Raw genomic sequence first — 13,742 nt, 5'->3', positions numbered from 1 at the left:
ATTGCATGGCTTTCAAGACTCTTCAGATACGTTACCAAACCGCCCGGTCGCTGCCAGCGCCCTACGCTTATTTTTATACGCTGACGGCTAAATCCGGCTCGTCGGACAGCGTACAGATTGATCTGTCCGTTACGTATCCCGACCGGGACGATATCGACGACGACGAATTGATTGCTGAAGGGTACACACGGGACGATGATTTTAGCTGGTCGGGACGGTTGCCCAAAGCCTGGCTCCAAACGCTGGCTACTCAGGCAACCCAAACCCGCCTGCAACCTCTCGATGAAGACACGCTGGACGAGGATGATGACTTCTGGGAGATTACGATGGAACCAAGTGCCGGAACCAGGCAGCAGGGCCGCCCTACCAAACCCGACGACTGGCAGTATCTGATGCAGGAACTGATGCAGGCCGTTTATGAATCAATGGGCAAAGAACGCCCCTTCGAGCTGTCTTATCTGAATCTAAATAGCCAGAAAGGGGATGCTGATGTTCACCTGACGGCTTCATTCACCGAACGTAGCGTGACGGTCGTGACGACGCAAAATCGCCGGGAGCAGCGCAAAACACTTCCCTGGTCGGCTTTGCAGCGGTTGATGGCTGAGGTATACGCCCATGAGTACGATCCGGACGAGGCTCAGCTCAAACGCCCGAAGCAGGATGGCCATTGGCTGAATTTAGGTACCGACGAGTGGTATAACATTGGCGGACTACCTAGCCTGACGAAGGCATTACAGACGCTATAAGCTCACTTTGTGCTTCGGGGTACGCCCAGATTTCGGCCGACACCATATCCCCTACCTGCGACTGACGTTTCAGATTTACCAGGCCAGCTGCTTGAAGGCAGTTTTGCCAGTTAGCCAGTTTCCGGGTTTCGATACCTGCGGTTAGGCGAAAGAAGCGAATCATACTCCACAGCAAGACTTTTTGCCACCAGGCTGGGGGCTGCACAAAGTCCGTCACCACCCAACGTCCGGATGGGGCCAGGCTCTCTTGTAATCGAGGAATTAGCTGTGTCTGCAACGTGGATTCTTCAAACAAATCCAGCAGGAACGGCGTCAGGATCAGATCGAACCGCTCATCAGGACGTAACGCCGTTTCGTCGCCTACCCGAAAGTCAACGGTGCCGGGCAGCGCCTTTCGGAGCATCCGTCGGCTGGCGCGGGCGACCATCTGCCCCGATAATTCTAGATAAACAACCCGCTCCGGCTTGCAACGAACGAGGAGTTGTTCCAGCAGCCAACCGCTCCCCCCACCAACAATCAGCACAGATAAACCCGACGGTATGTCGTTCAGGTAAACGGTTTGCGCCCGCTGTAGCCTCCGGCCAAACACGACAAACGCCAATGCATCGTATACCGGTGCAATCCAATCAAAGTTTCCCCCGGCAGGATGTTTATACTCCATACTATATACAAGCGAATACGGCAATTTCGTCGGGAAGTATGCCCATCATTCCGTTTATTTGGGTGGAAAACCTGATTCACCACTAGGTAACTTGTCTTGTCAGGAGCGAGTTACAGAGCTTTCTAGTCGTCTTAACCATTTTTCTGCTCTTTGTTATGACTAAACCGCTTTACAGTACTATCGTTGGCCTATTGATGTTGGGTACAATATCTGCTTCTGGTCAGCGCCACGAACTGGGTCTTTCTCCGGTTGGCTTTTTCTATCCTAAAAATCAAGCGATCCAGTATGAACGATACCTGGGCTCCTGGCAAAGTCTTACAGCTTCCCTCAGCCACAACAGCAGCCAACGTAGCTTTTCCGTTTTTGACCCACCCCGAACCGATCATTTTTCGGCTACCCGGTTGGCTATTGGCTACCGACGCTATTTTGATTTGATCGATGGCTATGAGGGCATCTTATTTTTTGGCTCCGTCCGGGCGGTAGTCGATTATTCAGCCTTACAACTCCAGTCGATTCCCAAGTATGGCATTCCAGCAGACTCGTTACGGGCGGCTGGCTTTTCGCTGGCTCCGGAATTTCTCTTAGGTGGCAAAATAACAATTGCCAAGCGGGTAACCTTAACCGGAGCGGCTGGGATGCAGCATTTGTTTAAGCTGTTTTCGACTCGGCAGATCACGAATAACGTTCAGTATTGGTCAGACGAATATTGGACCAATGATAACCAGAGCTGGGGTTATAAACGAAACGTAGCGACAAGCTTCCGTCAGGGCTGGTATCCATCCATTACGGTGACAATCAATGTTATTCTGAACAAGAAGGAACAGGTTCCCATGGTTTACTAACTGCGCCATAGCGGCTCTGATAGATATTGAGTTGCTGACAGGTGGCAGGGCCACCCGTCAGCAACTTACGCCAGCAACCGGCTTATATCGGGCCATACGTAGCGTAGCACCACGCCGTTCTCGCCTTCAACGGCTTCCTGATTAATTGCGCCCAGCTTGTCGTAAAACTGCCGGGCGGGGCCATTTTTCTCGTACACCCACAGGTAAAACGGCGAAGCGGCATCCTGACCGTGAACCCATTCGGCCGCGCGTTTGATCAGGTTACGACCAACACCCCTTCCTTTGAATTCCCCGGCTACGTGCAGATTATCCAGCAAAGCGCCATACGTCCCATCCTCCCCCAGAAATACGCAGGCAAAGCCACTTACTTGTCCATCAGCTTCCGCCACGATGATCTGCCGGTTGGGAGCTTGCTCATCAAATCGCCCCTGCCAGACCTGCCGCCGTTCCTGTTCAACGGCGTTATCCAGAAACGCATCCGGCATAATTCCCCGGTAGGTTTCCTGCCACGAACGAGCATGCAGCCCCGCAATCTGTTCGGTATCAGCCGTGGTTGCTGTCCGGTAAACGATCGTATCCATACGCGTATCAGGCCAAGCGTCTTCGGGTAAAACTTACACTTCTACGGGCATGTCCACCAGTTGTTCACTCTCAGCGGCAACCGTTACCGTTTCGCCGTGTACGTTGATGGTAATCGCCTGCGGGGAAAAATTGCGTACCGTTACGTCTTGCTGGGTTGTCGTGACTTCCAGCAAGGCCCCCCGGAACCGAATCTTGAAGGCAAAGGCCTTCCAGTTCTGGGGGCAATAGGGCGCAAGAACCAGTTGCTCGTTTTCGATGCGCAGCCCGCCAAATCCTTTCACAACGGCCAGCCAGGTACCCGCCATAGACGTAATGTGGCAGCCATCTTCGGTATCGTTGTTGTAATCGTCGAGGTCGAGCCGGGCCGTGCGCAGGTACATCTCATACGCTTTCTCTTTCATCCCCAGTTTCGACGCCTGAATGGAGTGCACGCAGGGCGATAGCGACGATTCGTGCACCGTCATGGGCTCGTAGAACTCGAAGTTGCGCCGGAGCGTGTCGGTGTCGAACTCATCTTCAAAGAAGTAAAGCCCCTGCAACACGTCGGCCTGCTTAATGAAGCATGAGCGCAGAATCCGGTCCCACGACCAGTTCTGATTAATCGGACGCTGGCCTTTCGGAATATCGGCTGCGGGCATCAGCTCTTTATCCAGAAATCCTTCCTGTTGCAGAAAAACTTTTTTCTCCTTGTCGTAAGGTAAATGAATTTTCTCAACGATGTCCTGCGCTTTCGGGATTTCAGCCTCTTCATTAAAGTGGATTCGAGCGGCCAACTCAGCGTATTTGGGAGCATCCAGGGCCTTCACCTTACCGACAGCTTCGATCGTGTAGCGTAACGTCCAGGCGGCAATGTAATTCGTGTACCAGTTGTTGTTGACGTTGTTCTCGTACTCGTTCGGGCCGGTTACGCCGAGCATGACGTACTGCTGCTTAGCCGCCGACCAGTTCACGCGTTGGCTCCAGAATCGGCTAATGGCGATGAGCACTTCCAGTCCATACTCGACCAGGTACTGCTCGTCGCCGGTATAGCGAACGTAGTCATAAATGGCGTAGGCAATAGCCCCGTTCCGGTGAATTTCTTCGAAGGTGATTTCCCACTCGTTATGGCACTCCTCGCCGTTCATGGTCACCATCGGATAAAGCGCAGCACCGGCTCGGAAACCTAATTTCTGAGCATTCTCAATAGCTTTACCAAGTTGCTTATAGCGGTAAACGAGTAGATTTTTGGCTACTTTCTGGTCGGCCGTCGACAAGTAGAACGGCAGGCAGTACGCTTCGGTATCCCAATACGTCGACCCGCCGTATTTCTCACCGGTAAAGCCTTTCGGACCAATATTGAGCCGTTCGTCTTCGCCGGTATAGGTTTGGTTCAGCTGGAAGATATTGAAGCGAATGCCCTGCTGAGCGGCAATATCCCCGTCGATCACAATATCGTTCATCTTCCACTTATCCGCCCAGGCCTGCTTCTGTTCGAACAGCATCTTCTCGAATCCCTTGCGGGTAATCCGCTGGATCGAGTTATGTGCTTCTGCAATAAGCGTATCCGTCTCGTAGTTCATCGACGACAGGTTGACGACGTATTTATAGATGACGGTTTCCTGCCCCCGCTCGCAGTCGAGGGTTATGCGGTTCGCTACGTACTTCTCGTACTTGATCGGCTGCGACTGGTAATCAATTTTCACTCCATCCTGCTCAATCTCTACGCACATGCCAGTGGCGACATGAAAGCCGGTTTTGCGGGTACGGAGTTCGATGTAAGCTTCGCCGTAGGCCGTCTCTTTACGCACCTCGTCCCAGAACGTTTCGTCGTAGTTGGCGTCCCGGTTACGAATGGCTCCATCAATGTACGGAGTTACCGTAATTTTGGCGTCGAAATTAAGGGGCTTCACGGCATAGCGAATCACGCCAGCCTCGTCGTCGACAATGGAACAGAACCGCTTTGCATTGACCTGTAGTTCTTTCCCGCTTTTGAGAACCGCCACGAACGACCGTTCCAGGTAGCCTTCCCGCATGTTGAGTTCGCGCCGGAAATCGCGCACTTCGCAGGTGTTCAGATCCAGCGTTTCGTACTCGATCTCGATGTCGATACCGATCCAGTTGGCGGCATTCAGGACTTTGGCGAAGTACTCAGGATAGCCGTTCTTCCACCAGCCCACGCGGGTTTTGTCGGGGTAATAGACGCCCGCTACGTAGTTACCCTGCAGCGTTTTGCCGGTAAATTTTTCTTCGAAGTTGCCCCGCTGGCCCAGACGACCGTTACCCAGCGACATCACACTTTCGGTTATTTCATTGTAGTCACGGTAGAAACCCTCCTCGACGATACGCCAGGGGTCTTGCGTTATGTAATTTTTCATCACAGGTTGTTAGTCGTATCAACAAAATTACCCATTTCCTGCTTTACGCGCATGGCCTGGTTAATATGCCTCTCTGTATGAGACACTAGCATCTGCATTACGTCACCCAGCCGCAAGGTCAACCAGTTGCCGAACAGGCTCGTTACCTTCTCTTTATTCCAGTCGAGGTACGTCGCTTTGTCGAGTAATTGATGCAGCAACGTCTGCAACTCAACAAACTGCGGGATCACGTCTGCCGGTTTCAACTCCCCGGCCCGACGGGGACGAATCATACCGGGAGCGGGCACTTTAAATTTCACCTGCGGATCGACTGCGTAGCGCATAATTTTCCCGATCCAATCGCTTTCCAGCGGCTGATCGATCGGATTCGTTTGCTGAAGGCCGAGCCGATCCACTTTGTGCTGAATATTTCGAATATAAAACCGTTCGGCCAGGTTTAGGTGCTGCAGGCATTCCAGCACACTCCATCGATCGGGCGCGGGTTTCCACCGAAGCTGCTTGTCAGACAACGGCTGAAACTCCTTCGCTACCGTATCCAGGATGGCCGTAAGGCGACCTTGCAGTTCGCGGGCGGTTTCAAGTTTTTGCATATCAAATAGACTATGTCCCTTTTTGCTATACTGATTAACTAATACCAGTATAAGAAAAAGCAACTCGTGACGAATTTAGCCTTTTTGTAGATACATTCCTGATGACCATGATGATCGATTCAATAAAGCCTCGGCTCGAAGCCATACCTGCTGTGGCTTGAATACAAAACAAGCCCGGTGCTAGTAACGCCGGGCTTGTTTTGTGTTTGTCCGTAAAATGCGCTAGGGTTTGATCACCTTCACGCTTTGCCGCTGAGCCGGTAGACCTGCACCGGCTTCGCTGACCACCTGCAACAGATACAGCCCACTGGCTTGCCCCTGCATATCCCAGTCGAAACGTTGCTGAGGCTCGGCCTGAGTCCAGCGCTGCTGACGTATCGGCTTACCACTTAGATCAATCAGGTCTACTTGCAAGGAACGTCCCTCCGCACCGCGTACTATAGCACGAAGACGATCCTGCTGGATAGGGTTGGGTGCTAGCTCCACGTGTAAGGGTGTCTCTAGCTGAGCTACTTCTCGGGCCCGGCAACTGGCGTCTACTGTTAGCCGGTAGGGTCCGTACACCTTCACCTGACCTGAACGGTCGGTGACCTTGAGAAAGAAGTTGCCCTGGGTGTTGGTCTGGGCATTGATCAACGTCAAGCTCGACGTAGCCGTACCCCGGAAGAGTTGGGGCGTTTCCATGATCTTGGGGCTAGTCAGACTATTCTTGTACCACTCGTACTTTACTGGATCACCCTCAACTATTACGTTGATCACCGCCGTTCCTCCCCGGCACACGGTGGGGTTGTTGCCACCCGTTACCGTCGTGGATGCTATAGTTGAACAACCGTTGTCCTGGCGGGTTACGGTCACCGAGTACACCCCCGCCGTGGTGACACTCGCCTTGTTGCTACTGCCCTGCTGGGCAGCGTTTGAACTAAAGTTATAGCTGTAGCCTGCTCCTTCTGTAGCGGTGAGCGTTACACTGGTGTTGGTAAACGACACGGGACCGTTGTTAGTCAGGCTTACGGTAGGCCCAGCCAGGCTGATGCCCACCTCCGTGGTGGCCATCGTTGAGCAGCCGTTCGCCCCTGTTACGGTGACGGTGTAGCTGCCTCCATTGCTCACCGTAGCCTGAGCGCTTCCATCCTGAGTGATGGGGTTGGCTCCCGTGAAACTGTAGCTCAGCGCACCGCTCGTCGTGCTGGATGCGTTGAGTTGAACCGACGTCTTCGCACAGGTCAAAGGGCCGGTATTGACTAAGCTCACATTCTCAGGAGCGGTGGTGTTACTTTCTACCGTAGTAGTTTGGACGGCCGTACAGCCATTGGTGCCGGTTGCCGTCAGCGTATACGTGCCGGGGCGGTTGACACTCGTCATACCCCCACTGGCGCTATAGCCCTCTGGTCCGGTGATGCCATACGCCACTCCAGTCGTGGAGCTGGATGCGCTCAGATTGACACTGGTTTGAGAACAGCTCAACGGACCATTATTGGTTAAGCTCACATTCTCAGGAGCGGTGGTGTTGGTCTCTACGGTGACTGTCCTGGTAGCACTACAACCGTTGTTGCGGGTGGCCGTCAAAGTGTACTCACCGGGCTGGCTGACGGTGGCCGTGTTGGCCGAATAGCTCTGACCACCCGGCCCGGTGATGACAAAGCCGGGATTGTTGTTAGCCGAAGCATCCAGCACCGCCGTTGGCTGAGCGCAGGTGATGATGTTGCTCACCGTTAGGCTCAGGTTGCGGGGCGGATCGGTGTTGGCCTCTACCAGCGTGGTCGCGGTAGCGGTGCAGCCCTGGGCGTTGGTGACTAAGACGGTGTACTCCCCGGGCTGGCTGACGGTGGCCGTTCGGCTGCTGGTACCGGTGGGCTGACTGACGGGGAAGGGGCCGCTGAAGACATAGGTAGCGTTGTTGCCAACAGAGGGCACAGCTAGTCGAACCGAGGTCCGCTCACAGCTCAGCTGGCCGTTGTTATTGAGGCTCACGCTGAGGGTGGGATTGACGCTCAGGCCAGTGGTCGCCGTTGCCTGTGTACCCTGACTGCTGACTAGCAGCGTATAGCTCTGGCTGGCGGAGCCGCTGGCTGTCAGACTCTGACTGAAAGCGCCACTGGTTGAGCTACCTGACAGGGGTGCGCTCTCTCCATTAGTCAGGGTATAGCTGTAGCCGCCTGAGTAGTTGCCAACTGTGGCGGTGAACGTGACGGGACTACCCGCGCAAACCGGGCTAGGACTCGCGCCAAAGTCGGTGATCGTTGGAGTGGGATTGCTGACCGTCAGACGGTAAGGGCTACTCAAACCCGTGCAGCCCTGCTCAGCCTGGGCTTGCACAATGATCGAGTAACTGCCCGTCTGGGTAGGGACGCCACTCAATAGCCCACCTTGTGATAGCGAGAGCCCTTCTGGCAGGCTGCCGCTGACTACGCTATAGCTGTAAGTGCCCTGCCCACCGCTGGCTGAGAAAGATTGGCTAAAGCTTACGCCCACCGTAGCGGTGTTGGCCGAAGGAATAGTTACAGTGGTGACTGTAGGGCTGGCCTGGTACTCATAAGCACCGATATCGATGCGGCCACCCGTGGGGTAGAAGCGGGGCTGACCGGCCAGGTCGGTGGCTCCGCTGGTCGCAGAGGTGCTGGCCGGGTTACCGGCGTTGATGGCCTGCGAGCAGTCAATAAGCCGCAGGTCGGTATCGGAAACGAACGGCGAACGGGTAGCCACGATGTTTCCTGTGCCCGAAAAGGTAGTTTCGCCCTCGCCAATCACGCAATAGTTGGCTGTTACGCTGCCACTAGCAATGCCAATGGCCTGATTGCTGGCTTCCTGATTATCCCACAGGATGGTGTTAGTAAAGATAGCCTGACCGTTTCCTTGGTTGAATAGAGCCGCCCCGATGCCAGTGGCTCGGTTCTGACTTAGCGTGCAGTTGGTAATAGTAGAGCGGCTGGCTTCAGCGAAGACGGCCCCACCAGAACGGTTAGCTGAATTATCCTGCAGGACACAGTTCGTTAGACTGAGATTACTATTGGTTATATTGAATAGGCCCCCGCCCAAGATGGCCGTATTGCCCTTTAGGATACAGTTACTTATATTAGGGCTGCTGTTATTTCTGACGCTCATGCCACCACCATAATTAGCCGTATTAGCCTGCAAGAGGCAGTTAATTACTGTGGGGCTACTATTAGAAATAGAGATTCCCCCGCCAAAGTCAGTGTTGCCCCCGGTGATGATAAAGCCGTTCAACTGGGCACTGTTGGTCTGCCCTCCGGTGCTAGCGATGACACTACGGCCATTGCCTGCCAGCGTACTACTTGAGGGTCCACCACTAACTGGATTGACCGAAGGCCGATCCTCGCGCACCTCTTCTGTGCCCCGAAAGCCCCCGTAGATGGCCACGCCCTCTTTCATGGCAAAGCTGGTGTTGAGGGCGGGCTGGTAGCGTCCTGTTGCCACCCAGACCTGCTCCACCCCAGCCTCGTTGATCATGGCCTGCAAGTCACCTGAAGCATTAGCCCAGCTGGAGCCGTCACCCGTACCATTGGGCTTGACGTAACGGATTGGTTGAGCTAGCTCATAGGAGATGACAACCAGCCCATTGCCTATTTGGCCAGCGACCCCGGTTAAGCTACTGGGATTTGTGCCCGAATTAAATGACCCACCGCCACCACCTACACCATGATCAGCTCCCCCTCCAGAGTAGCCGCCCCCGCCCCCAGCATCCGCCATGCCACTTCCATAACCGCCCCCACCAAAACCACCAGCACCATTCACTCCTCCCACTCCACCGTTGACAAACGCCCTACCCCCCGTAGTGCCACTTCCCCCTCCGTTTGTGTACAAGCCGCCACCAGCTCCAATACCGCTTCCAGATTTCCCTCCTTGTCCATCTACTCCTCCAGCACCCCCACTAGCGCCCCTTCCACCCCTCGGCCCAGCCTGACCGTGCTTTTGCTCAGGATCATTTATTTCCCCACTCCCTCCACCCCCACCAGCAATGAGTAAAGGCGTATTCCCGGCAGCGATGACAAACGTACCGCCACCCCCATTATTATCACCCGTGACAGGTGTTCCTCCTACGAGAATACTCAGCGACTGCCCGGGGGTGACAGACACGGTACCGGTGATAATGGCCCCCCTGCCTGGTCCAAAAGCGGAACCTCCGTTCCCTCCCTCGGCTCCCCTGGCTTCAATGGTCAGCGAGGTCACCCCAGCCGGTACAATCCAGGTTTCAATCGTTTCGGTAAAGACAAACGTTACTGAGGTAGCCGCAGCTAGTCGGCCACTGGGAAGAGGCCGCATAATAGTAACCTTAGCCGGTGCAACCGCCCTGAGTTGGTTGGTAGCCGGTTTGGTGGGGGGCACATTCCGGCGTTCTTGTCGCTCAAGAAGTCGGTCAATCTGTTGAGCCGAGCCGCTTACAAAACCAGTCAGCAAGAAGAGAAGGGTACACAGGTGTTTCATGCGAATAGAATTGGATTGAGTGTTAAGAAGTTAAACGTCCTGTAAAGCTACTTACTTGGTATACTGACCCCAAGTAACTATCAGAATAAAAAAGGGTATTTAGTAAGTAGAGGGCACAAAAAAGCCTGGCTGCATCGCGACCAGGCTTTTCTTCATTCTGCTTAATGAAACATTGTTTGGCTGACAAAGGTATACGGCCTAGGTTAATCAGCGTATTTACGGCTTGGCCACCTTTACGCTTTGCCGCTGAGTCGGTAGACCGGCACCGCCTTCACTGACCACCTGTAGCAGATACAGTCCGCTGGATTGTCCTTGCATGTCCCAGTCGATACGTTGCTGAGGCTCGGCCTGAGTCCAGCGCTGCTGACGTATCGGTTTACCGCTTAGGTCAACCAGTTCTACCTGCAACGAGCGACCTTCTGCTCCACGCACAATCGCCTGTAAGCGCTCCTGCTGGATGGGGTTAGGCGCTAGCTCCACTTGTAAGGGTGTCTCTAGCTGAGCTATCTCTCGGGCCCGGCAACTGGCGTCTACTGTTAGCCGGTAGGGTCCGTACACCTTCACCTGACCTGAACGGTCGGTGACTTTGAGAAAGAAGTTGCCCTGGGTGTTGCTCTGGGCGTTGATTAGCGTCAGACTTGACGTAGCCGTGCCCCGGAAGAGTTGGGGCGTCTCCATCAGTTTAGGGCTAGTCAGACTGTTCTTGTACCACTCATACTTCACCGGATCACCTTCCACCACTACGTTGATGACCGCTGTACCGCCCCGGCAGACGGTAGGGTTGTTACCTCCAGTCACCGTTGTGGAGGCCGTAGCCGTACAGCCGTTGTCTTGGCGGGTTACGGTCACCGAGAAGACACCCGTAGTTGTGACGGTGGCGGAGTTGGTTGTCCCCTGCTGCGTAGCCCCCTGACTAAAGCTATAGCTGTAGTTATTGTCTGGGGTAGCCAGTAACCTAATGCTGGTGTTGGTAAAGGACAACGGGCCGGTATTCGTCAGGGACACGTTCTCAGGGGGTGTTGTGCTGCCCGTTACGTCCGTAGTCGCCGTAGCGGTACACCCGTTGGCGCCCGTCACGGTGACGGTATAAGTCCCCTCGGCTGTGACCGTAGCGGAGGGGCCACCTGTCTGGGTAATAGAGCTGGAGCCAGGCCCACTGAAAAGATAAGTGAGTGTACCACTGGTACTGCTGGCGGCAGTGAGCTGAACGGTAGCCTTGTTACAAGTGATGTTCCCATCCGTTGTCAGGGTCACACCCTGAGGGGGCGTTGTATTGCCAGTTACCTCCGTGGTCTGGATAGCCGTGCAGCCGTTGGCCCCAGTCACGGTGACACTATAAACTCCTTCATTGCTCACCGTAGCCCTGTTGCCATTGGCCGTAGTGCCGTTACTGAAGACGTAGCTGTTCCCCCCATCTGCAATTAAGGTCACCGTGCGGTTGGTACAGGTAATAGGGCCGTTGTTCGTTAGGGTAGCCGCCGGAGCGGTCGTGTTGCTTTCGACCGTCGTAGTTGCCCCATTTATACACCCATTGGGGCCAATTGCCAGGACAGTGTATTGGCGGGCCTGATTGACCGTGGCTATCCCCTCACTACTCGCCACCCCAACAAAACTGTAGCCGACGCCCGGCGTAGTGCTGCTGGCCGTCAGGGTTACACTGGTTTGGGAGCAGGTCAGCGGGCCATTGTTGCTTAGGGTTACGTTCTCGGGAACCTGTCTGTCAGTGATGACGGTGGTAGAGGCTACCGTTGAGCATCCGCCGGAGTTAGTCACCGTAACACTATATACCCCTCCACTCCTCACTCTGGCGAAACTCGTATTGGGACCACCCCCACGAATCGCTCCATCACTAAAGGCATAGGTGTTGTTAGTCCCACCATCAGCATCCACAATTATTTCTATCTCATCGTCTTTACAATCAAGGGTCCCATTCTGACGGAATGTAACAGTGCTGGGCGGGGCATTCACCGTTAAACTTACCAGACGGGTGCTGATGGAGTTTTCTGCTGATAATGAAGCTACCGTAACGGTTAAAGTTTGTACTCCACTCACGTCTGCTCCCACACTCGCCGACACCGCGCTGGTACTGGTGGCCGAGAGGGTGATGCCTTCCGGAGCGGCCCAGGTGTAGGTGTAGTCCGGCATTCCGGTCGTGCCACCGGTAGCCGTTACTGACAGTGCCACTGTGCTGCCCGCACAAACGGGATTGGGGCTGGCCGATACCGAGAGAGTAGGTGCCGGAATTGTGCAGTTATAAAGCACCGAGACCGTATTGCTGCTGTAATTAGCCGTGACCAGGTCAGGCTTGCCATCGCCGTTGAAATCGCCCACCGCTACGGATTGGGGCCTGCTGCCTACCCCAAAGTCGGCTTTGGGCCCGAACCCGCCCTGGCCATCGCCCAGCAGTACCGAGACGGTGCTGTAGGCATCACTAGCCGAGACCAGGTCATCATAACCATCGCCGTTGAAGTCCTCTACGGCCACCGTATAGGGCTGAGGATTCACCTCAAATTCGGGGGAAGTCGGAAAGATTCCAAAACCAAAGCCAAGCATCACCGAAACCGAACTGCCGCTATTATTAGCTACGGCCAGATCAGGCTTGCCATCGCCGTTAAAACTCCCCACCGCCACAGAAACGGGTACAGCATCTCCCTGAAAGGGAATTGCGTTGTTGAATCCTCCCGTGCCAGTGCCCAGCGCTACCAAGACTGTGTTGTTGCCAGAATTAGCCACGGCAATGTCGAGCAGATCATCGTCGTTGAAGTCCGCCACCGCCACCGATTGAGGGCTACTGCCCACCCCAAAGTTGATAGCGGCACCGAACCCTCCTGCGCCATTGCCCAGCAGTACCGAAACGTTGCCACTACCCTGGTTGGTCGTGATCAGATCAGGCTTGTCATCGTTATTGAAGTCTCCCACAGCCACCGAAGAGGGGTTACTTCCCACCGCAAAATCGACCTTGGCGCCGAATCCACCTGTGCCATTACCCAGCAGCACCGAAACCGTATTGTTGTTATAATTGGCGGTGACCAGGTCGGGATTTCCATCGCTGTTGAAGTCCCCTACAGTCACGGATCGGGGCTGAGTACCCACCGCGAAGTCCGTTTTGCCGCCGAATCCACCCAAGCCATCGTTTAGCAGCACCGAAACCGTATTGCTGTTACTGTTAGCTACGGCCAGGTCAGGCTTATTATCGCGGTTAAGGTCCGCCACCGCCACCGATTGAGGCTGAAGACCCACCGGAAGGTTAAGCATATTCTGAAAACATTGCGCCCAGCTAGTAGCCTGACTCAGTAACAGCAGCCCCAAGAGGCTGAAAACGTACTGAGTATACTGGCTACGGAAGGCCATACAGCGGAGTCGATTTGGGCCATTTGTCTTCAAATGGTGGCCGACTGTAAACAGATCGGGTTGAGTAAGTAGATTTGGGTTCATGATCGATATAAGATAGCTGGATGAGAGAATAATCGAGTCGTTCTGGGACATCAAAGAGCCATTTGTAAGGTTATCTCGAAACGACCCGG

Annotated in this window: 8 protein-coding genes; 2 read left to right on the top strand and 6 right to left on the bottom strand. The window is 54.6% G+C overall.

Annotated elements, in window-relative coordinates; translation table 11 throughout:
* The first annotated feature begins 5 nt into the window (after positions 1 to 5).
* A complete protein-coding gene (locus tag ACYVIY_RS08585) occupies positions 6 to 746 on the top strand; it encodes a hypothetical protein (RefSeq protein ID WP_460975893.1) in 741 nt (246 codons plus the stop codon).
* Here the strand turns inward: ACYVIY_RS08585 and ACYVIY_RS08580 are convergent.
* Positions 715 to 1,407: a class I SAM-dependent methyltransferase gene (locus tag ACYVIY_RS08580; RefSeq protein WP_460975892.1), complete on the bottom strand. Its 693-nt coding sequence runs from the start codon at positions 1,405 to 1,407 to the stop codon at positions 715 to 717. The genes ACYVIY_RS08585 and ACYVIY_RS08580 overlap by 32 nt on opposite strands.
* A 155-nt stretch (positions 1,408 to 1,562) precedes the next feature.
* Between ACYVIY_RS08580 and ACYVIY_RS08575 the strand changes: the two genes are divergently transcribed.
* The gene (locus tag ACYVIY_RS08575) at positions 1,563 to 2,249 is read left to right on the top strand and encodes a hypothetical protein (protein WP_460975891.1); all 687 of its coding nucleotides are present in this window, start codon (positions 1,563 to 1,565) and stop codon (positions 2,247 to 2,249) included.
* A gap of 65 nt (positions 2,250 to 2,314) precedes the next feature.
* Here the strand turns inward: ACYVIY_RS08575 and ACYVIY_RS08570 are convergent, their stop codons facing one another.
* The 5 genes from ACYVIY_RS08570 to ACYVIY_RS08550 form a co-directional block, all read right to left on the bottom strand.
* Positions 2,315 to 2,830, bottom strand: a complete 516-nt coding sequence (locus tag ACYVIY_RS08570; RefSeq protein ID WP_460975890.1) for a GNAT family N-acetyltransferase — start codon at positions 2,828 to 2,830, stop codon at positions 2,315 to 2,317.
* A gap of 33 nt (positions 2,831 to 2,863) precedes the next feature.
* Positions 2,864 to 5,185 (bottom strand): glycoside hydrolase family 65 protein, encoded by a 2,322-nt coding sequence (locus tag ACYVIY_RS08565; protein WP_460975889.1) that lies wholly within the window; start codon positions 5,183 to 5,185, stop codon positions 2,864 to 2,866.
* Positions 5,185 to 5,775 (bottom strand): DinB family protein, encoded by a 591-nt coding sequence (locus tag ACYVIY_RS08560; RefSeq protein ID WP_460975888.1) that lies wholly within the window; start codon positions 5,773 to 5,775, stop codon positions 5,185 to 5,187. The genes ACYVIY_RS08565 and ACYVIY_RS08560 overlap by 1 nt, the downstream gene beginning before the upstream one ends.
* Positions 5,776 to 5,997: 222 nt before the next feature.
* A complete protein-coding gene (locus tag ACYVIY_RS08555; protein ID WP_460975887.1) occupies positions 5,998 to 10,218 on the bottom strand; it encodes a putative Ig domain-containing protein in 4,221 nt (1,406 codons plus the stop codon).
* 216 nt (positions 10,219 to 10,434) lie between these two features.
* Positions 10,435 to 13,653 carry an FG-GAP-like repeat-containing protein gene (locus ACYVIY_RS08550; protein ID WP_460975886.1) on the bottom strand — a complete coding sequence of 1,073 codons (3,219 nt, stop codon included), beginning with the start codon at positions 13,651 to 13,653 and terminating at the stop codon, positions 10,435 to 10,437.
* Positions 13,654 to 13,742: the final 89 nt, after the last annotated feature.

Source organism: Spirosoma knui (genome assembly GCF_054780635.1).
This window is presented reverse-complemented; position numbering and strand designations above follow the sequence as displayed.

Bases quoted from the DNA above. Each gene is read 5' to 3' on its own strand.
- ACYVIY_RS08585 (WP_460975893.1), top strand. From the start codon at position 6: ATGGCTTTCAAGACTCTTCAGATACGTTACCAAACCGCCCGGTCGCTG.
- ACYVIY_RS08580 (WP_460975892.1), bottom strand. From the start codon at position 1,407: ATGGAGTATAAACATCCTGCCGGGGGAAACTTTGATTGGATTGCACCG.
- ACYVIY_RS08575 (WP_460975891.1), top strand. From the start codon at position 1,563: ATGACTAAACCGCTTTACAGTACTATCGTTGGCCTATTGATGTTGGGT.
- ACYVIY_RS08570 (WP_460975890.1), bottom strand. From the start codon at position 2,830: ATGGATACGATCGTTTACCGGACAGCAACCACGGCTGATACCGAACAG.
- ACYVIY_RS08565 (WP_460975889.1), bottom strand. From the start codon at position 5,185: ATGAAAAATTACATAACGCAAGACCCCTGGCGTATCGTCGAGGAGGGT.
- ACYVIY_RS08560 (WP_460975888.1), bottom strand. From the start codon at position 5,775: ATGCAAAAACTTGAAACCGCCCGCGAACTGCAAGGTCGCCTTACGGCC.
- ACYVIY_RS08555 (WP_460975887.1), bottom strand. From the start codon at position 10,218: ATGAAACACCTGTGTACCCTTCTCTTCTTGCTGACTGGTTTTGTAAGC.
- ACYVIY_RS08550 (WP_460975886.1), bottom strand. From the start codon at position 13,653: ATGAACCCAAATCTACTTACTCAACCCGATCTGTTTACAGTCGGCCAC.